Source organism: Macrococcus hajekii (assembly GCF_004359505.1).
Lineage (GTDB): Bacteria > Bacillota > Bacilli > Staphylococcales > Staphylococcaceae > Macrococcus > Macrococcus hajekii.
The window spans coordinates 42,601-62,441 of sequence record NZ_SCWE01000005.1 but is presented as its reverse complement, the minus strand read 5'-3'; the positions used below and the strand labels follow the sequence as shown (position 1 = coordinate 62,441).

The 19,841-nt window shown below is 41.6% G+C and carries 17 protein-coding genes and 1 riboswitch; of the genes, 14 read left to right on the top strand and 3 right to left on the bottom strand.

Annotated elements, in window-relative coordinates; genetic code table 11:
* Positions 1–21 precede the first annotated feature (21 nt).
* The 6 genes from rpoC to tuf all read left to right on the top strand — a co-directional run bounded on the left by rpoC (position 22) and on the right by tuf (position 8,583).
* Positions 22–3,639, top strand: coding sequence for a DNA-directed RNA polymerase subunit beta' (gene rpoC / locus ERX37_RS10140; RefSeq protein WP_133430565.1), 3,618 nt, complete (start codon positions 22–24; stop codon positions 3,637–3,639).
* 116 nt (positions 3,640–3,755) lie between these two features.
* Positions 3,756–4,010, top strand: a complete 255-nt coding sequence (locus tag ERX37_RS10135) for a ribosomal L7Ae/L30e/S12e/Gadd45 family protein (RefSeq protein WP_133430564.1) — start codon at positions 3,756–3,758, stop codon at positions 4,008–4,010.
* An 87-nt stretch (positions 4,011–4,097) separates the two neighbouring features.
* A complete protein-coding gene (rpsL, locus tag ERX37_RS10130; RefSeq protein ID WP_133418110.1) occupies positions 4,098–4,517 on the top strand; it encodes a 30S ribosomal protein S12 in 420 nt (139 codons plus the stop codon).
* 100 nt (positions 4,518–4,617) lie between these two features.
* Positions 4,618–5,088, top strand: coding sequence for a 30S ribosomal protein S7 (gene rpsG, locus ERX37_RS10125; RefSeq protein WP_133418109.1), 471 nt, complete (start codon positions 4,618–4,620; stop codon positions 5,086–5,088).
* A gap of 98 nt (positions 5,089–5,186) precedes the next feature.
* Positions 5,187–7,268: an elongation factor G gene (gene fusA / locus ERX37_RS10120; protein WP_133430563.1), complete on the top strand. Its 2,082-nt coding sequence runs from the start codon at positions 5,187–5,189 to the stop codon at positions 7,266–7,268.
* A gap of 127 nt (positions 7,269–7,395) precedes the next feature.
* On the top strand, positions 7,396–8,583 hold the full coding sequence (gene tuf / locus ERX37_RS10115; protein WP_133430562.1) for an elongation factor Tu: 1,188 nt from the start codon (positions 7,396–7,398) through the stop codon (positions 8,581–8,583).
* A 58-nt stretch (positions 8,584–8,641) separates the two neighbouring features.
* Here the strand turns inward: tuf and ERX37_RS10110 are convergent, their stop codons facing one another.
* Genes ERX37_RS10110 through ERX37_RS10100 form a run of 3 tightly spaced genes read right to left on the bottom strand, consistent with a single transcriptional unit; the run spans position 8,642 to position 12,133 of the window.
* Entirely contained in the window at positions 8,642–9,808 is a 1,167-nt protein-coding gene (locus tag ERX37_RS10110) for an amidohydrolase (protein WP_133430561.1), read from the bottom strand.
* On the bottom strand, positions 9,805–10,980 hold the full coding sequence (locus ERX37_RS10105; RefSeq protein ID WP_133430560.1) for a M20 metallopeptidase family protein: 1,176 nt from the start codon (positions 10,978–10,980) through the stop codon (positions 9,805–9,807). Before ERX37_RS10105 ends, ERX37_RS10110 begins: the two co-directional genes overlap by 4 nt.
* Positions 10,961–12,133, bottom strand: coding sequence for an amidohydrolase (locus tag ERX37_RS10100; RefSeq protein ID WP_133430559.1), 1,173 nt, complete (start codon positions 12,131–12,133; stop codon positions 10,961–10,963). The genes ERX37_RS10105 and ERX37_RS10100 overlap by 20 nt, the downstream gene beginning before the upstream one ends.
* 81 nt (positions 12,134–12,214) lie before the next feature.
* Here ERX37_RS10100 and ERX37_RS10095 point away from each other — a divergent pair, with 81 nt between their 5' ends.
* From ERX37_RS10095 to ERX37_RS10060, 8 genes are all read left to right on the top strand, one after another.
* Positions 12,215–13,405, top strand: a complete 1,191-nt coding sequence (locus tag ERX37_RS10095) for a glycine C-acetyltransferase (RefSeq protein ID WP_133430558.1) — start codon at positions 12,215–12,217, stop codon at positions 13,403–13,405.
* 25 nt (positions 13,406–13,430) lie between these two features.
* Complete coding sequence (locus tag ERX37_RS10090) at positions 13,431–14,375, top strand: L-threonine 3-dehydrogenase (protein WP_133430557.1); 945 nt, start codon at positions 13,431–13,433, stop codon at positions 14,373–14,375.
* 79 nt (positions 14,376–14,454) lie between these two features.
* Positions 14,455–14,558: riboswitch (SAM riboswitch) on the top strand.
* A gap of 77 nt (positions 14,559–14,635) precedes the next feature.
* Complete coding sequence (mtnK, locus tag ERX37_RS10085) at positions 14,636–15,829, top strand: S-methyl-5-thioribose kinase (RefSeq protein WP_133430556.1); 1,194 nt, start codon at positions 14,636–14,638, stop codon at positions 15,827–15,829.
* On the top strand, positions 15,826–16,839 hold the full coding sequence (mtnA, locus tag ERX37_RS10080; protein ID WP_133430555.1) for an S-methyl-5-thioribose-1-phosphate isomerase: 1,014 nt from the start codon (positions 15,826–15,828) through the stop codon (positions 16,837–16,839). Before mtnK ends, mtnA begins: the two co-directional genes overlap by 4 nt.
* A 28-nt stretch (positions 16,840–16,867) precedes the next feature.
* The gene (locus tag ERX37_RS10075) at positions 16,868–18,013 is read left to right on the top strand and encodes a 2,3-diketo-5-methylthiopentyl-1-phosphate enolase (protein ID WP_133430554.1); all 1,146 of its coding nucleotides are present in this window, start codon (positions 16,868–16,870) and stop codon (positions 18,011–18,013) included.
* Positions 17,998–18,645, top strand: a complete 648-nt coding sequence (locus ERX37_RS10070; protein WP_133430553.1) for an MtnX-like HAD-IB family phosphatase — start codon at positions 17,998–18,000, stop codon at positions 18,643–18,645. Before ERX37_RS10075 ends, ERX37_RS10070 begins: the two co-directional genes overlap by 16 nt.
* A complete protein-coding gene (gene mtnB / locus ERX37_RS10065) occupies positions 18,642–19,256 on the top strand; it encodes a methylthioribulose 1-phosphate dehydratase (RefSeq protein ID WP_133430552.1) in 615 nt (204 codons plus the stop codon). The genes ERX37_RS10070 and mtnB overlap by 4 nt, the downstream gene beginning before the upstream one ends.
* A 1-nt stretch (position 19,257) precedes the next feature.
* Complete coding sequence (locus ERX37_RS10060; protein ID WP_133430551.1) at positions 19,258–19,776, top strand: cupin domain-containing protein; 519 nt, start codon at positions 19,258–19,260, stop codon at positions 19,774–19,776.
* Positions 19,777–19,841: the final 65 nt, after the last annotated feature.

Below are 19,841 nucleotides of genomic sequence, written 5' to 3'. Positions count from 1 at the left end.
AAAACTTGAGGAGGTAGGGCTTTGATTGATGTAAATAACTTTCATTACATGAAGATAGGTCTCGCTTCACCTGAAAAAATCCGTTCATGGAGTTTTGGTGAAGTTAAAAAGCCAGAAACAATTAACTACCGTACGTTAAAACCTGAAAGAGATGGTTTATTCTGTGAGAAGATTTTCGGTCCAACAAAAGACTGGGAATGTAGCTGTGGTAAATACAAACGTGTTCGCTATAAAGGCATGGTCTGTGACCGCTGTGGTGTAGAAGTAACGAAGTCTAAAGTACGTCGTGAACGTATGGGACATATCGAACTTGCAGCACCTGTATCACATATCTGGTATTTCAAAGGAATTCCAAGTCGTATGGGACTCCTGCTTGATATGTCACCTCGTTCACTGGAAGAAGTCATTTACTTTGCTTCTTATGCAGTGATTGATCCAGGTCCGACAGGTCTTGAGAAGAAATCATTATTATCTGAACGTGAATATCGTGAATATTACGATAAATTCCCAGGTCAGTTCACTGCTAAGATGGGTGCTGAAGCCATTAAAGACTTGCTGACAACAATCGATCTGGATGGAGAATTAAAATCACTGCGTGAAGAGCTCGAATCTGCAACAGGTCAACGTTTAACGAGAGCGATTAAACGTCTTGAAGTGGTTGAATCATTCCGTCATTCCGGTAATGATCCATCATGGATGATTTTAGATGTACTGCCAATCATTCCACCGGAAATTCGTCCGATGGTGCAACTTGATGGGGGCCGTTTTGCGACAAGTGATTTGAACGACTTATATCGTCGGGTTATCAACCGTAATAACCGTCTGAAACGACTTCTTGACTTAGGTGCGCCTGGTATTATCGTTCAGAACGAAAAGCGTATGCTGCAAGAAGCAGTTGATGCGCTGATTGATAATGGTCGTCGTGGTCGCCCTGTTACTGGACCGGGTAACCGTCCGCTTAAATCTTTATCACATATGTTAAAAGGGAAACAAGGACGTTTCCGTCAGAACTTATTAGGTAAACGTGTCGACTATTCTGGTCGTTCAGTTATCGTTGTAGGTCCAAACCTTAAAATGTATCAATGTGGTCTTCCAAAAGAAATGGCACTTGAATTATTCAAGCCATTTGTAATGAAAGAACTTGTCGAACGTGAAATCGCAACAAACATCAAAAACGCCAAAGGTAAAATTGAGCGTATGGACGCCGAAGTATGGGACGTTCTAGAAGACGTTATCCGTGAACATCCAGTTCTTTTAAACCGTGCACCGACTCTTCACAGATTAGGTATTCAGGCGTTTGAACCAACGCTTGTTGAGGGGCGTGCGATCCGTCTTCATCCGCTTGTAACAACAGCTTACAATGCCGATTTCGATGGTGACCAAATGGCTGTTCACGTACCGTTATCTAAAGAAGCACAGGCGGAAGCACGTATGCTGATGCTTGCAGCACAGAATATCCTGAACCCGAAAGATGGTAAACCAGTTGTTACACCGTCACAGGATATGGTTTTAGGTAACTACTACTTAACACTTGAACGTAAGGGTTCTCTTGGAGAAGGGCATGTCTTCAAAGATACAAACGAAGTAATCAAAGCTTACACAAATGGCTTTGTGCATTTACATTCAAGAATCGCAATCAGTGCAAGCTCACTTAATAATCCGACATTCACTGATAAACAGAACACGCAATTACTGATCACAAGTGTAGGTAAAGTGATCTTCAATGAAATCATGCCGGAATCATTCCCGTTCATCAATGAACCATCATTGACAAACCTTGAAGAGAAGACACCTGAACGATACTTTGTTGATGCACATGATATCCCCGAAGAAGGATTACTGAAATACCTCGCAGAAACACCGCTTGTTAAACCATTTAACAAGAAGTTCCTTGGACAGGTTATCGCTGAAGTCTTCAATCGTTTCCATATCACTGATACATCAATGATGCTGGATAGAATGAAAGATTTAGGTTTCAAATATTCTTCACGTGCTGGTATCACAGTAGGTGTATCTGATATCGTGGTATTACCTGATAAACAACAGATCATCGGTGAAGCTGAAGAGAAAGTTGATAAAGTGACTAAACAGTTCACACGTGGTTTAATTACTGAAAGTGAGCGTTATGCTGCTGTTATCGATATCTGGACAAAAGCAAAAGATGAAATTCAAGCTCGTCTGATGAACTCTCTTGATGACCTTAACCCGATCTTCATGATGAGTGACTCTGGAGCTCGTGGTAACGCGTCTAACTTCACGCAGCTTGCAGGTATGCGTGGACTGATGGCCAACCCGGCTGGTCGTATTATCGAGTTGCCGATTAAATCTTCATTCCGTGAAGGTCTGACGGTACTTGAATACTTCATCTCAACACACGGGGCGCGTAAAGGCCTTGCCGATACAGCACTTAAAACAGCCGATTCAGGTTACTTAACACGTCGTCTTGTTGACGTCGCACAAGATGTTATTGTACGTGAGGCAGATTGTGATACAGACCGCGGTTTACTCGTTTCAGCAATCCGTGAAGGTTCAGAGTTGATCGAACCATTCATTGAACGTCTGGAAGGACGATATTCTCGTGAGACTTTACGTCATCCAGAGACTCAAGAAGTTCTCGTGAAGGCGAATGAACTGATTACTCCTGAAATCGCAAAAACAATCGTTGATGCGGGTATTGAAGAAATGCATATCCGTTCAGCATTCACATGTAATACGCGTCACGGTGTATGCGAAAAATGTTACGGTAAGAACCTCGCAACAGGTGAAAAAGTGGAAGTCGGCGAAGCAGTCGGCACAATCGCTGCACAGTCTATCGGTGAGCCAGGTACACAGCTTACAATGCGTACTTTCCATACAGGTGGGGTAGCCGGAGCCGATATTACACAAGGTTTACCGCGTATCCAGGAATTATTTGAAGCGCGTAATCCAAAAGGTCAGGCAATCATCTCTGAAATCAACGGTGAAGTAGTTGAAATCAATATCGTTAAAGACCGTATGCAGGAAATCAAAGTTAAAGGTGAAAATGAGGTACGTCCTTACTTAGCACCTGCAACTGCTCGTCTTAAAGTAGAAGTAGGTTCAAAAGTGAATCGTGGTGAAGTAATGACAGAAGGTTCTATCGAGCCTAAAGAATTACTCGCTGTGGCAGGTCTTAATGCGACACAAAGCTATCTGCTTAAAGAAGTGCAGAAAGTTTACCGTATGCAGGGTGTTGAAATTTCAGATAAACACGTAGAAGTAATGGTTCGTCAGATGTTGCGTAAAGTTCGTATCATTGAAGCAGGCGATACAAAACTGTTACCAGGCGCATTAGTTGATATTCACGTATTTACAGATGCTAACCGTGAAGTGTTTAAAAACAGAAAACGTCCAGCAACTGCTAAACCGGTATTACTTGGTATTACTAAAGCATCACTTGAAACAGAAAGTTTCTTATCTGCTGCATCATTCCAGGAAACTACTCGTGTGTTAACGGATGCTGCAATTAAAGGTAAACGTGATGACTTACTCGGACTTAAAGAAAATGTTATCATCGGTAAATTAATTCCAGCGGGTACCGGTATGAAACGCTATTCAGGCGTTGACTACGAAAAAGGTATGCCAGAATTTGAACCAGAAGAAGCATTTGTAACTGAATAATAATAAGGGCGGAGCTTAATAGCTTCCGCCTCTATTATTTTATAGAAAGAGTTGACACTCTCTCTAAAGGATGATAGAATAATTAAGGTTGATGAAGAAGCGCTTTGGAGGATATCATGTCTAATGAAAAAGTCCGTTCTAATCAATATGTAGTGGGTCTGAAGCAGACGCTGAAGACACTTAAGGAACACCGTGCATCCTCTATTGTGATTGCACAGGATGTTCATATCCACTTATTAACCGATGTGCTGGTACAAGCACAGCAGCAACAAATTCCGATTGAATTCAGCGATTCTCGTCGAGAACTCGGTAATCGATTTGGAATTCAAGTAAAAGCGATGATTGCAGCTTACTTGAAAAATGGTTTGTAAGCCATTATACTTACAAAATTTTTATTTACTTTAAAAATGAACCACCTGGATGTGTGGAATTAAAGAACAGGGAGGAGGACATACAAAATGCCTACTATTAACCAATTAGTTAAGAAGCCTCGTACTTCTAAAATTAAAAAATCAACTGCACCTGCACTGAACAAAGGTTATAACAGTCATAAGAAAAAAGCTACTGATGTTGCATCACCACAAAAACGTGGTGTTTGTACTCGTGTTGGCACTATGACACCTAAAAAACCTAACTCAGCTTTACGTAAATATGCACGTGTACGTTTATCAAATAATATCGAAGTCAATGCTTACATTCCTGGTATCGGCCACAACTTACAAGAACATAGTGTTGTACTTATTCGTGGTGGACGTGTAAAAGACTTACCAGGGGTACGTTACCATATCGTTCGTGGCGCGTTAGATACTTCAGGTGTTGACGGTCGTATGCAAAGCCGTTCATTATACGGTGCTAAAAAACCAAAAGCTAAAAAATAATTGATTTTTATTATCTGGATTATTTCATTTATGTAAATGTCGATGTCATGGCTAGACATTAAATGAGCTAATAAATATACTTGGAAAGGAGGACATATACATGCCTCGTAAAGGTCCTGTTGCAAAAAGAGACGTATTACCAGATCCAATTCACAACTCTAAATTGGTTACTAAATTAATCAACAAAATCATGCTTGATGGTAAGCGTGGTACTGCTCAAAAAATTCTTTACTCAGCATTTGACTTAGTTCAAGAACGTTCAGGTCGTGATGCTATGGAAGTTTTTGAAGAAGCGATCAACAACATCATGCCTGTATTAGAAGTTAAAGCTCGCCGTGTAGGGGGTTCTAACTATCAAGTACCTGTAGAAGTTCGCGCTGAGCGTCGTACTACTTTAGGTTTACGCTGGTTAGTGAACTACTCTCGCCTTCGTGGAGAAAAAACGATGGAAGAGCGTTTAGCTAACGAAATCTTAGATGCTGCTAACAACACTGGTGGTGCTGTTAAGAAGCGTGAAGATACTCATAAAATGGCAGAAGCAAACAAAGCGTTTGCTCACTACCGCTGGTAAGATGAAAGTAACCAATCGCAGCTGGGAACCTAGGCCCATGCATGCTTTTGGTCTCTTTCTAAATATAAACCCAATTCCGGGAAGGAGAAAGAATACCCATGACAAGAGAATTCTCTTTGAAGAACACTCGTAATATTGGTATCATGGCTCACATCGATGCTGGTAAAACGACTACGACTGAACGTATTCTTTATTATACTGGCCGAATCCATAAAATCGGTGAAACACACGAAGGTGCTTCACAAATGGACTGGATGGAGCAAGAGCAAGAACGTGGAATCACGATCACTTCAGCTGCAACAACAGCACAATGGAATGGTCACCGTATCAACATCATCGATACACCAGGTCACGTAGACTTCACTGTTGAAGTAGAACGTTCACTGCGTGTACTTGATGGTGCGGTTACTGTACTTGATGCCCAATCAGGTGTTGAACCACAAACTGAAACTGTATGGCGTCAAGCGACGACTTACGGTGTACCTCGTATTGTATTCATCAACAAGATGGATAAAACAGGTGCAGACTTCGATTATTCTGTAGGCACTTTACATGAGAGATTACAAGCTAATGCTCATCCTATTCAAATGCCTATCGGTGCTGAAGATGATTTCAACGCAATCATCGATTTAGTTGAAATGAAACTTCACACTTATACAAATGATTTAGGTACTGACATTGAAGTAACTGATGTTCCTGAAGAGTACTTAGCAGATGCAGAAGCAAAACGTGAATCTTTAATTGAAGCTGTTGCAGACTTCAATGAAGAGTTAATGGAAAAATACCTTGGTGGAGAAGAAATCAGTGTTGATGAACTGAAAGCTGCTATCCGTCAAGCGACTTGTGATGTTGAATTCTACCCAGTTTTAGCTGGTACTGCATTCAAAAACAAAGGTGTTCAATTAATGCTTGATGCAGCAATTGACTACTTACCATCACCATTAGATGTAAAACCAATCGTTGGTCATGCAGCTGATGATGAAGAACAGGAAATTATAGCTAGACCTGATGATGCAGAACCATTCGCAGCATTAGCGTTCAAAGTTATGACTGACCCGTTCGTAGGTAAATTAACATTCTTCCGTGTGTATTCAGGTACATTAAACTCAGGTTCATATGTACAGAATGCTACTAAAGGTAAACGTGAACGTGTAGGTCGTATCCTGCAGATGCACGCTAACTCACGTGAAGAAATCTCTACAGTATATTCTGGAGATATCGCAGCAGCTGTTGGTCTTAAAGATACAACAACTGGTGATACACTTTGTGATGAAAAAGTTCAAGTTATCCTTGAATCTATGGAATTCCCAGAGCCAGTTATCCACTTATCTGTAGAACCAAAATCTAAAGCTGACCAAGATAAAATGACGAACGCTTTAGTTAAGTTACAAGAAGAAGATCCAACATTCCACGCGCATACAGATCCTGAAACAGGACAAGTTATCATCGGTGGTATGGGTGAGCTTCACCTTGATATCTTAGTTGACCGTATGAAACGTGAATTTAAAGTTGAATGTACAGTTGGTGCGCCAATGGTATCTTACCGTGAAACGTTCAAAACAGCTGCTGCAGTTCAAGGTAAATTCTCACGTCAATCTGGTGGTCGCGGACAATATGGTGACGTTCATATCGAGTTTACACCTAACGAAGTCGGCGCTGGTTTCGAATTCGAAAACGCAGTAGTCGGTGGGGTTGTACCTCGTGAATATATCCCGTCCGTAGAAGCTGGTCTTAAAGATGCTATGGAAAACGGTGTACTTGCTGGATATCCATTAATCGACGTTAAAGCGAAATTATTCGATGGTTCATACCATGATGTCGATTCATCTGAGATGGCCTTCAAAGTAGCTGCATCACTTGCGCTTAAAGAAGCTGCTAAAAAATGTGATCCAGTCATCCTTGAACCAATGATGAAAGTTGAAATCGTAATGCCTGAAGAATACATGGGAGATATCATGGGTGACGTTACAAGTCGTCGTGGACGTGTAGAAGGTATGGAAGCACGCGGTAACGCTCAAGTTGTTCGTGCATTCGTTCCTCTTGCTGAAATGTTCGGTTATGCAACTAACTTACGTTCTAACACTCAAGGACGTGGTACTTACTCAATGGTATTCGACCATTACGAAGAAGTTCCAAAATCAGTTTCTGAAGAAATCATCAAGAAAAATAAAGGTCAATAACCCTGAAGTTATCTAGTTTGATTTTTACTGTAAAATGATTTATAACTGAGTTATAGCTTTACCTCATGAGGGTGAGAATCCCTCATGAGATATAAATATAAACTTATATCTAAGGAGAGATTTCAAAATGGCTAAAGAAAAATTCGACCGTTCGAAAACCCATGCCAATGTTGGTACAATTGGTCACGTTGACCACGGTAAAACTACATTAACAGCTGCTATCGCAACTGTATTATCAAAAAAAGGTGGCGGTGAAGCTCGTTCTTACGATCAAATCGATAACGCACCTGAAGAAAAAGAACGTGGTATCACAATCAACACGTCTCACATCGAGTACGAAACTGAAAAACGTCACTATGCACACGTTGACTGCCCAGGTCACGCTGACTATGTTAAAAACATGATCACTGGTGCTGCACAAATGGACGGCGGTATCTTAGTAGTATCTGCTGCTGATGGTCCAATGCCACAAACTCGTGAGCACATCCTGTTATCACGTAACGTAGGTGTACCTGCACTTGTTGTATTCTTAAACAAAGTTGATATGGTAGACGACGAAGAATTATTAGAATTAGTTGAAATGGAAGTTCGTGACTTATTATCTGAATATGACTTCCCAGGCGACGACATTCCTGTAATCGCTGGATCTGCTTTAAAAGCATTAGAAGGCGTTGAAGAATACGAAGACAAAATCGTTGAATTAATGAACGCGGTTGATGAGTACATTCCTACTCCAGAACGTGATTCAGACAAACCATTCATGATGCCAGTTGAGGACGTATTCTCAATCACGGGTCGTGGTACTGTTGCGACAGGCCGTGTTGAACGTGGTCAAGTTAAAGTCGGTGAAGAAATCGAAATCATCGGTTTAACTGAAGAGCCATCTAAAACAACTGTAACTGGTGTTGAAATGTTCCGTAAATTATTAGATTTCGCTGAAGCTGGTGACAACATCGGTGCGTTACTTCGTGGGGTTTCTCGTGAAGATGTACAGCGTGGTCAAGTATTAGCTAAACCAGGTACAATCACTCCACATACAAAGTTCAAAGCTGAAGTATACGTATTATCAAAAGAAGAGGGTGGACGTCACACTCCATTCTTCACTAACTACCGTCCACAGTTCTACTTCCGTACAACTGACGTTACTGGCGTAGTTAACTTACCAGAAGGTACTGAAATGGTAATGCCTGGCGATAACGTTGAAATGAACGTTGAACTTATTTCTCCAATCGCGATTGAAGACGGTACTCGTTTCTCAATCCGTGAAGGTGGACGTACAGTTGGATCAGGTGTTGTATCAGTAATCGAAAAATAATTCACATTAGATGAATTTTAAAAGCCGAAGAGGACGCTCTTCGGCTTTTTTTGTTATATTATTTTAATTCAGTGATGTTTTCTATGAGGGCAAGAAAGGTCTGAACACCGTATAGTAAGCCATCTTCATCTAAATCAAAATTCGGATGATGATGTGGATAAACTGCATTTTTATCTTCATTCATAACACCTGTGTAAAAATAAGTGCCCGGTCTCTGCTGCAGGAAATAACTGAAATCCTCCCCTCCTAAAGATGTAGGCTGAATGATTACTTCATCAGCAAAGCCTGCTGACTCTACTTTTTGTTTGAGCCATAGTGTTTCTTTTTCTGGATTAATAAGAGCAGGGTATCCATCTTCATAATTGAAGGTGATGCTGACTTGATAGCCCACTTCTATGGCACCAATCAACTGCTCCATTCTTGTTTTTACCATTTGTTTAGTATAGTCGCGGTATGTTCTGACTGTACCGGATAAGTATGCAGAATCTGCAATGACATTAAAGGCATCACCTGACTTAAATTCACCGATCGTTAAAACTGCTGTCTCAATAGGGTTAACAGAGCGGGAGATGATGGTCTGAAACTGAGCGATAAGCTGACTAGCTGCAATAATGGCATCTTTTGTCTCATGAGGGGCAGCTCCGTGACCTCCCTGTCCTTTAATGTTCAAAGTGAATCGATCGGCATTGGCATACGCAGGACCTGGACAGAAGCCGATTGTGCCTGTCGGTAGGTAACACGCTGTATGCGTACCAAATACATAATCTACATCTTCAAGTACACCTGCTTCGATCATGGACTTAGCTCCACCTGGAATGAGCTCTTCTGCATGCTGATGAATGAGAACAATACGCCCGGCTAATTGATTGCGATGCTGAACTAAGATTTTCGCGGTGATAAGAAGCATAGCTGTATGTCCATCATGACCACAGGCGTGCATGACACCTGCTACTGTAGATTTGTAAGGAACGTCTTTTGAATCCTGGATAGGGAGCGCATCGAAGTCGGCACGCAGCGCTACTGTAGGACCTGGTAATGAGCCTTCTATATAGCCGACTACACCATTGCCACCCACATCTCTCTCTACTTCAATATTCAATTGTTCTAAATAGTCTGCAATATAACGTTTAGTCTTCTCTTCCTTAAATGACAATTCGGGATGCATATGCAGATAGCGGCGTATATCAACTAACTCCTGCTGATAATCCTCTAAATTCCAGTTCATTGATTCACCTCTTGGAAATAATCTTCGACAGACTGCAGAAAAACTTTTACAGCATTCATAAGACCTTGTTCATCGATATCAAACTTAGGATGATGATGTGGAAAATCAGCTTTAAAATTCTCATTTCGTGTCCCTGTATAGAAAAATGCACCTGGTACGCGCTGCAGATAATAAGAGAAGTCTTCACCACCGAGGGCAGGTTCAAGTTCTACTAATTTTGTAATACTGTCTACTTTTTTTGCCGCATCGACAATCATCATCATTTCTTCTGCTGTATTGACAACAGGTGGATAGCCTTTCAAATACTTAAGGTCATAAGTGATTCCAGTAGTCGTCACCAGACCCTCTAGACATTTTTTAAGTTCATTATAGATAAGAGACTGTGTTTCAGCATCAAATGTTCGGATTGTACCGCTGATTGCTGCAGTATCAGGAATAACATTATTCTGTTCTCCAGCCTTCAGCATTGTAATAGACAAGACAGCTGGAGAAGTTGGTTTGACTTGACGTGAAACAATATATTGAAGGTCATTGCACAGTCGGATAGCTGCAGCCACTGGATCGACTGTAGTATCAGGATGAGCAGCATGTCCGCCGCGTCCTTGAAGGGTGATCCAAAAATCATCAGGAATGCCTGTTACGGTTCCTACCTTATAGCCGAGGTGACCGACCGGCAAGCTACTTGAGACATGCTGACCAATAATAGCATCGACACCTTTCAGGCAATCATCTGCAATCATCTGAATAGCGCCACCCGGATCTACTTCTTCAGCATGCTGGTGAATAAAAACCAGATTACCGGGGATAGCATCGCGATGCTCGCTTAATATTTTAGCGGTAATCAGTAGAACAGCAGTATGAGCATCGTGGCCACAGGCGTGCATGACACCGTCGACAGTAGATTTGTAAGGTACTTCTTTTTCATCCTGAATCGGCAGTGCATCGAAGTCTGCACGGATAGCTAGAGTAGGGAGTGAGGGGTCTTTAATCATTCTTCCTACAACACCTCGTCCTCCGACACCGGTTTCTACATCTATATTAAGTTGCCGTAAATAATCAGCTATATAAGCAGGCGTCTTTTCTTCCTGGAAAGAAAGTTCAGGATGCATATGAAAATGTCTGCGAAGTTTAATGAGTTCATCATTATATTGATCAGCGATTTGAATCAGCATTGAGTATACCTTCCTCTTCTAATATAGTTAAAAACATTTTAAGTGTAGTTGCCATCGCGTCCTCATCTATATCGAACATCGGATGATGGTGTGGAGCAGCAGCGGGATGGCCAGCCCCGGTCATAAAGAAAGCACCGGGACGTTCTTGAAGATAATAAGAGAAGTCTTCTCCTACCATAAGAGGTTCCGTTTCAATGAATTTAAGACCAAGTTTTTCGGCCGCTCGTTTCACGATACGATATTCACGTTCATGATTAACAACGGCTGGATAACCATCTGTATAATTGAATTCATAATGAATACCTTTAGCCTTTGCGAGACCTTGCAATTCCTGTTCGAGTGCTGTTTTAATGGTGGCTTTAACGGCTGGATCAAATGTACGAACCGTACCACTACACCGTGCCGTGTGGCTGATGATATTGAAAGCATCACCCGCCTCAACTTTTCCGACTGTGATTACAGCAGCATCAACTGGATTAATCGTGCGTGAGACAATGGTTTGAATCTGATTGATAAACTGTGCCATCGCAACAATCGCATCAATCGAAGTATGAGGTTTAGCACCATGTCCGCCTTTACCAATAAGAGTAATATGGAACATATCGGGACTGGCCATCAAGGCATCCGGTCTTGAATGAATTTCATGGCTATTAAAAGAACTCCATAAATGATTGCCATAAATAACATCGACATGGTCAAGCACACCATCTTCAACCATAGGTTTAGCTCCACCAGGTGCAAGTTCTTCAGCGAATTGAAAAATAATGATAACGTTTCCATTCAGAGAGGATGATTGTTCGCTCAGGATGGACGTTAGGGCTAATAAAGTAGAGGTATGTCCATCATGACCACAGGCATGCATAACACCAGGAACTGTAGATTTATAAGGAACCTCTTTCTGATCTTGGATGGGTAATGCATCAAAATCTGCTCTAAAAGCTACTGTTTTGTCACTAAAACCCTTAATTTTAGCTACAATACCACTACCACCTACATGTTCATATATGTTAAGATGAGGACAAGAACGTAAATGTTCGAGTATGTATTGGTAAGTCTGTGTTTCCTTAAAAGAGAGTTCTGGATGCATATGGAGATAGCGACGTTGTTCGACTAGAGTGGACAACTGTTGGTTTACAACTTCATCAATGTTCATTAAGTCACTCCTTTTCTTTAAAGTGTAGCAGACAATCAGACGTATTGAAACATGACTCGTATAAAACAAGGAGGAACTATTATGTCTAAAGTTTTACAACAGTTTTTAACAGAGAACCTGGATTACTTGAAGGATAATGGTCTATACAATGAAATCAATGTGGTTGAGGGGGCAAATGGTCCGAAAATTAAAATTGATGGCAAGGAACTGATCAACTTATCATCTAACAACTATCTTGGTCTTGCAACGAATGAACGTCTGAAAGAAGTAGCGAAGAAAACAATTGATTCTCACGGTGTAGGTGCAGGTGCGGTCCGTACTATCAATGGAACATTGGATGTCCATGTAGAGCTTGAGAAAAAAATTGCTGAATTCAAAGGGACAGAAGCAGCGATTGCATTCCAGTCAGGTTTCAACTGTAATATGGGTGCCATCAGTGCTGTTATGAATAAGGAAGATGCTATATTATCAGATGAATTAAACCATGCATCTATCATCGATGGCTGTCGTTTATCTAAAGCGAAAATTATCCGTGTTAAACACTCAGATATGGACGATTTACGTGCAAAAGCAAAAGAGGCTACTGAGTCAGGTCTGTACAAAAAAATTATGTATATCACAGACGGTGTCTTCTCAATGGATGGTGATGTCGCATTATTACCAGAAATCGCAGAGATTGCTGAAGAATACAACTTAATCACTTATGTTGATGATGCACATGGTTCAGGTGTCATGGGTAAAGGTGCTGGTACAGTTAAACACTTCGGCCTGCAGGATAAGATTGACTTCCAGATGGGCACATTATCTAAAGCAATCGGTGTTGTCGGTGGTTATGTAGCTGGAACACAGGAACTCATTGACTGGTTAAAAGTAGCAGGCCGTCCATTCCTGTTCTCAACTTCACTGACACCAGGGGATGCTGCTGCTATCACTGAAGCGATTGATATTCTCATGGAATCAACAGAACTTCACGATAAATTATGGGAGAATGGTGACTATCTTAAAAAAGGTCTGAAGGAACTTGGCTTTGATATCGGGCATTCTGAAACACCGATCACACCTTGTATCATCGGTGAAGAGAAAAAAGCACAGGAGTTCTCAAGACGTCTGATGGAAGAGGGCGTATATGCTAAATCAATCGTCTTCCCAACCGTCCCTAAAGGAACTGGGCGTGTGAGAAACATGCCAACAGCAGCACATACGAAAGAAATGCTTGATGATGCACTGAAAATTTATGAAAAAGTCGGTAAAGAATTAAATATTATTCAATAATTTTATATACGGAAGGAAGAAAAGTATGAAACGTATTATGATTACAGGTGCTTTAGGTCAGATTGGAACGGAACTTACAATGAAACTCCGTGAAATCTATGGTACTGACAATGTACTCGCGACAGACTTACGCCGCCCAGAAGAAGGCAGCGCTATTCTCGCTGGACCATTTGAAGAACTTGACGTGACAGATGCAGAAAGAATGGATCAGATTGCCGCAGAATTTAAACCGGATACATTAATGCATATGGCTGCATTATTATCAGCAACAGCTGAAAAAAATCCTGTCTTTGCCTGGAATCTGAATATGGGAGGACTTCTGAACGCGCTTGAAGTTGCTCGTAAATATCAGCTTCAATTTTTCACGCCATCATCTATCGGTGCTTTCGGACCGAACACGCCAAAAGATAATACACCGCAAACAACGATTCAGCGTCCTACAACGATGTATGGCGTCAATAAAGTATCAGGAGAACTTCTCTGTGACTACTATTTCCATCGATTCGGCGTTGATACACGTGGTGTTCGTTTCCCAGGTCTTATCTCACACGTTAAAGAACCAGGCGGTGGTACGACGGATTATGCTGTTGAAATTTATTTCAAAGCTGTGCGTGAAGGTAAGTATACATCGTACATCGGAAAAGATACTTTTATGGATATGATGTTTATGGATGATGCGATTGATGCTATCATCAAATTGATGGAAGCACCGGCTGAAAACTTAAAAGATAGAAATGCATTTAATGTAACTGCGATGAGTATTGATCCTGAAATGGTGGCAGCAAGCATCAGAAAACATATGCCGGACTTCGAACTGGATTACGATGTTGATCCTGTACGTCAAGCAATCGCTGAAAGCTGGCCGAATTCAATCGATGCATCAGAAGCTAAAGCACAATGGGGCTTCAGTCCTAAGTTTGACCTTGATACAATGACTGAAGAAATGCTTGAGGCTATAAAAAAGAAATAAATTTTAGAAATATCTGAAAATTAGTTTGACTTTTATATGTGAGTCATATAATATTCAATTTAACCAAAAAATTAAATAGTTCTTATCAAGAGTGACTGAGGGATTAGGCCCGATGACGTCCAGCAACCTATCCAGTGGAAAAGGTGCCAATTCCTACAGTACATATGTACTGAAAGATAAGTAGAGATACTGATGGCGACGTTTTTCCCTGCGAAGGGAAAAACGTCTTTTTTTCTTGATAAGAATCGAGGGAGCGAAAGATGGATTTTAGTACTTATTTTTTAATGGATGAAGTGGCAGTTGCACAATATGCGAGAGAGAAAATTGATAAGTTTAACGGTAATCAGCTGTCTGTAACTGAAATTGGTGACGGTAATCTCAACTATGTCTTCAGAGTATCAGACGGTGAGCAGTCGGTTATCATCAAGCATTCAGGTGTCACAGCACGCATTTCAGATGAATTCGTTCTGTCAACAGATCGTACTATCAGAGAAGGCAGATTAATCGAAGCACATAGCCGTTATGTCCCCGATCAGCTGCCTGAGATCATCTCGATCGACTTAGTGATGAAATGCGTTGTGATGGAAGACTTGAAAGACTATGCCATATTACGGACAGCGTTACAGCAGGGAGATATATGTCCGCATCTAGGTAAATCACTGGGACATTATTTGTCAGAAACATTGATACGCACTTCCGATTTTGTTTTACCTGCTAAGGAAAAGAAGTCACTTCAAAAAGAAATGATAAATCCAGAATTATGCGAAATCACAGAAGACCTTGTCTATACTGAACCATTTTATAACAACTTCAGCCGTAACGAAATCTCTTCGGAGCTGGAATTGTTTGTGGAGAAATATATTTATGGTGACGCGAGTCTGAAAGCAGCTGTGGCTCAAGCTAAACTGAAGTTTCTGAATAAAGCAGAAAGTCTGATACATGGTGATCTGCACTCAGGCTCAATTTTCATAAAAAAAGACGGACTGAAAGTGATTGATCCGGAATTCGGATTCTTCGGACCCGCCGGCTATGATGTCGGCAATGTTATTGCTCATCTATTCTTTGCTTATGCAAATGCACAAGCATCAGGACGAGAAGAACAAGCGATATGGCTAAAATCTGTAGTAGATGAGATCTTGGCTACATTTAGAGAAGAGGCGCTGACGATTCTTACCGAGAATACATATGATATCGCGCTGCGTGATACTGCTTTATTTGCAGCTTTTATCACTGAAATAGAACGGGATGCTTATATTGTTGCGGGACTCGAACTGATCAGAAGGATCGTTGGTCTTGCCAAAGTATCGGATATCACCCAGTTACACGCTGAACGAGTGAACACCGAAAAGAAACTACTGACCTTTGCTAAGTTTCTCATTCAGCATCCTGATAAAGTGAGGATTTATTCATCATTGTTCAAAATCTATGAAGCTGGTGAGGAACAGGTAGCATGAGAGCAATCAATTATGATGACGGTCAACTGACCTTACTTGACCAGACAAAACTACCAACAGAAACAGTATACAAAACTTATGAATCGGTTGAAGAAGTGGCACGCGCTATCGAAGAAATGGTGGTGAGAGGGGCGCCTGCAATCGGTATTACAGCGGCATACGGCACAGTGATAGGAGCCAGAAAATTTGTGTCAGGTGACTTCAAGGTTTATATGCAAAAAGTGATTAAGCGACTATGGCATACGAGACCGACAGCAGTTAACCTGCACTGGGCACTGGAAAGAATGGAACAAATCATAACAGATGATGTTGACGACAGTATTCAGCTGCTTGAACAAGAAGCGCGCCTAATAGAAGCGGAAGATACTGATATTAATCTTGCGATTGGTAATACATTGAAACATCTCGTACAGGATAAGACGGCATTCTTGATTCATTGTAATCCAGGCCGACTTGCAACTAGTGATTACGGTACCGCGACCGCACCCTTTTATCTGGCGCACGAAGCGGGTGTTAAGTTTAAAGTCTATAGCGACGAAACCCGTCCTAGATTGCAAGGTGCATTAACTGCATATGAACTATCAGATGCAGGGATTGATGTGACAGTCATCACGGATTCAACCGCTGCAACTTTGATGCAGCAAGGGAAAATCACTGCTGTCTTTGTGGGCTGTGACCGTGTTGCTGCTAATGGAGATGTCGTCAATAAGATTGGCACATTGCCACTCGCTATTGCTGCACAGTACTATGGAGTGCCTTTCTACGTGGCAGCACCAACACCGACATTTGATCTTAAGGTAGCAAATGGTGCAGATATCCCAATCGAAGAACGTCATGCGAGTGAAGTCACACATCTAGCCGGCCAATCACTCACGAGTGTACAGTCTGTCTATAACCCGGCTTTCGATGTAACACCACATGAACTGATTACAGCACTGGCAACAGAACATGGATTGATTGAGGCATCTCAAGAAGCAATTGAAGAACTATTTAGAAAAGGGGAACGATAATTGCAGTTTAGAAAAGGAGGTCAACGTATTGTCTGAAATAATAGCCACTTATCATTTTAATAAAGTGATTAATCATCCTGAAGCGTTTGCCGAAAAACTGGCGGTAGGCCTGACAGTGGGTAGCTGGACAGATTTGACAACACTGGATCAATCGCATCTACAGGGTTTTAAAGGACGTGTTGTAAAGACAGAGATATTAGCTGATATCACTGAAGTGACGATTGGTTATCCTGTCAAAAACGTAACCCCGGATTTCTCCTCCATACTGACGACCGTATTTGGTAAACTGTCGCTGGATGGTGAGGTGAAGTTAGTGGAACTCGATTTAGGTGATTATGCTACTTATTTCCCGGGTCCTGCTTTTGGGGTGCAAGGTGTTAGAGCACTTCTTAAAGTTGAGGAACGTCCACTTGTGATGAGTATTTTTAAAGGAATTATCGGCCGGGATGTGACTTTCTTTCGTCAGCAACTGAAAGAACAGGCGTTAGGTGGAGTCGATATCATTAAAGATGATGAGATTCTGTACGATGTGCCGGAACTTCCTTTTGAAGAGCGTATTCAGGCAGCGGCGGAAGTGCTGGAAGAAGTGCAGCAGGAGACAGGTAAAAGGGTGCTTTATGCAGCTAACTTATCGGGTCCTGTTTTTCAGCTGCCAGAGAAAGCCAAGCGTGCTAAAGAACTAGGTGCGACTGCATTGCTGTTCAATGTTCATGCTTACGGGCTGGATGTATTGAAAGGGCTGCGCGAACTGAATCTCGGCTTACCCATAATGGCGCATCCTTCATTCAGTGGAGCAATCTCTGGAAGTCCGAATTATGGATTAAGCTATGGTCTGCTGCTCAGTAAATTGACTCAACTAGCTGGCGCTGACTTTATTCTTTTCCCGGCACCTTATGGCTCCGTACCTATCAGTGAATCTGAAGCAAGACGGATCGTCACCGAATCATCTGAAGCATTTCCAGTACCTTCTGCAGGTATTCATCCGGGACTGGTGAAGCGACTGATAGATGATTACGGCCGTGATATCGTCATTAATGCTGGTGGGGGTGTTCATGGACATCCGCGTGGTGCAGCTGCGGGTGGTCAGGCATTTATTGAGGCAATAGCTGCTTATGATGGAGAAGAACCAGGCATAGCCTATAAGGAGGCAATTAAATTATGGGGTACATCATAGCCTGTGACTTTGATGGCACTGTAACATCGAGTGATACGATTGTAGCGATTATGAAGCGCTTCGCACAGCAGGACAGTGAAGCAGTTCTGCAAGGTATACTCGATCGTCGTATCAGTATACAGCAAGGTGTGACGACGCTCTTTCAAATACTAGAGAGTTCAGATAAAGAGAGAATCATTGATTTTGTTCTATCTGAAGTTAAAATTCGACCAGGTTTCCAGCAGTTACTTGATACGGCGAAGGCATTAGATATTCCTTTTTATATCATCAGTGGAGGGATGCATTTCTTCATCGATCCCATTATTGCTCAGTTTAATGGTATTAAGTCCGTCTACGCGAATGATGTTGATTTCAGCAGTGTCCACATGCAGGTAGAATGGCGCTATCCATGTGATAAGTTATGTGAGTCCGGGCAATGTGGGACGTGCAAACCTTCTATTGTCAGAACGCTTAAAGATGATCGTGTCATTGCCATTGGTGATAGTATCACTGATATAAAGTTGGCAGAAGTGGCAGATGTCCTCTTTACGACGGATAAGTTAACCTCATATGCTGAAGATAATGACATTCCGCATATCGCTTTTGAGACATTTAGAGAGATAGCAGAACGTTTAAAGGAGGTCACCACATGACATGCGACGTCAGACATAACCTATCAATCGTCAAAGAACGTTTAGCAGCTAGAAACCTTTTTCCTGGAACGAGCGGTAATCTAGGTATCAGAAATGATGACAATACATTACTTGTGACAACAAGCGGTGTAGATAAATACATCACGAACAATCAGAGTTTTGTTCACGTCTCAGCGACGGGCGAACCGCTTGAAGAATTGAAGCCTTCACTTGAGACGCAGCTGCATGTCGAAATATTCAAGAGGACGAAGGCGAGAACTTCTATTCATATTCATACAGTCAGCAATAATGTTATTTCAGAAATCTATGGTGATTGTGGCTCTATTGAATTCCGCCATCAGGAACTCATCAAAGCGTTTGGGTTATGGCAGGAAGATGATGTCCTTCGTATTCCGATTATTGAAAATCCCAGTGATATCAATCAATTGGCACATCTACTTGTACCGCATATTCAATCGGACTATGGCATTGTCCTGATTCGTAACCACGGTGTCAACGTCTGGGGACGGACGAGTACAGAAGCGTTGAAATTATTTGAAGCAGCAGAATTTTTATTTGAATACCAGCTGCAGTTAAATGCAGCGAGACATTATATAAAGGGAGAGATGTAATATGGCTTATTTAATTTTACAGAGCACACAGGAAAGAATTGAAAATCAGCAGGATATTAAAAATTATCTGGAAAATAATAATGTGATCTATGAACACTGGGATACTTCGCGTCTGCCGGAACATTTACAAGAGAATTATGCTCTGACAGATGAAGACAAGCAGAGAATTTTAGATGCCTTCGAGCCGGAGATCAAGGCCATCAGTGAACGACGAGGTTATCAGGCTAGTGATGTAATCAGCTTATCTGAAACGACACCAGACCTGGACCAGCTGCTGAATAATTTTCAACGTGAGCATCATCATACAGATGATGAAGTGCGTTTTGTTGTGAGTGGTAACGGTGTATTTGTCATTCAAGGACAGGAACAGTTTTTTGAGGTCCATTTAACACCGGGCGATCTGATTTCAGTTCCACCTAACGTGAGGCATTACTTTACTCTCGATACGAGTCGTAAAGTGGTAGCTGTTCGTATTTTTGTAGATGAAGCAGGATGGGTACCTGTCTACGATAAAGAATAATCATGGAAAAGGCATGCAAACTGAGTTTGCATGCCTTTTCTATTGCTCAACATTTGCATCTCTGT

Coding starts and splice junctions, on each gene's coding strand:
- rpsL (WP_133418110.1), top strand. CDS start 4,098: ATGCCTACTATTAACCAATTAGTTAAGAAGCCTCGTACTTCTAAAATT.
- ERX37_RS10135 (WP_133430564.1), top strand. CDS start 3,756: ATGTCTAATGAAAAAGTCCGTTCTAATCAATATGTAGTGGGTCTGAAG.
- ERX37_RS10095 (WP_133430558.1), top strand. CDS start 12,215: ATGTCTAAAGTTTTACAACAGTTTTTAACAGAGAACCTGGATTACTTG.
- tuf (WP_133430562.1), top strand. CDS start 7,396: ATGGCTAAAGAAAAATTCGACCGTTCGAAAACCCATGCCAATGTTGGT.
- rpsG (WP_133418109.1), top strand. CDS start 4,618: ATGCCTCGTAAAGGTCCTGTTGCAAAAAGAGACGTATTACCAGATCCA.
- ERX37_RS10060 (WP_133430551.1), top strand. CDS start 19,258: ATGGCTTATTTAATTTTACAGAGCACACAGGAAAGAATTGAAAATCAG.
- mtnA (WP_133430555.1), top strand. CDS start 15,826: ATGAGAGCAATCAATTATGATGACGGTCAACTGACCTTACTTGACCAG.
- ERX37_RS10100 (WP_133430559.1), bottom strand. CDS start 12,133: ATGAACATTGATGAAGTTGTAAACCAACAGTTGTCCACTCTAGTCGAA.
- ERX37_RS10110 (WP_133430561.1), bottom strand. CDS start 9,808: ATGAACTGGAATTTAGAGGATTATCAGCAGGAGTTAGTTGATATACGC.
- mtnK (WP_133430556.1), top strand. CDS start 14,636: ATGGATTTTAGTACTTATTTTTTAATGGATGAAGTGGCAGTTGCACAA.
- ERX37_RS10105 (WP_133430560.1), bottom strand. CDS start 10,980: ATGCTGATTCAAATCGCTGATCAATATAATGATGAACTCATTAAACTT.
- ERX37_RS10090 (WP_133430557.1), top strand. CDS start 13,431: ATGAAACGTATTATGATTACAGGTGCTTTAGGTCAGATTGGAACGGAA.
- fusA (WP_133430563.1), top strand. CDS start 5,187: ATGACAAGAGAATTCTCTTTGAAGAACACTCGTAATATTGGTATCATG.
- ERX37_RS10070 (WP_133430553.1), top strand. CDS start 17,998: ATGGGGTACATCATAGCCTGTGACTTTGATGGCACTGTAACATCGAGT.
- mtnB (WP_133430552.1), top strand. CDS start 18,642: ATGACATGCGACGTCAGACATAACCTATCAATCGTCAAAGAACGTTTA.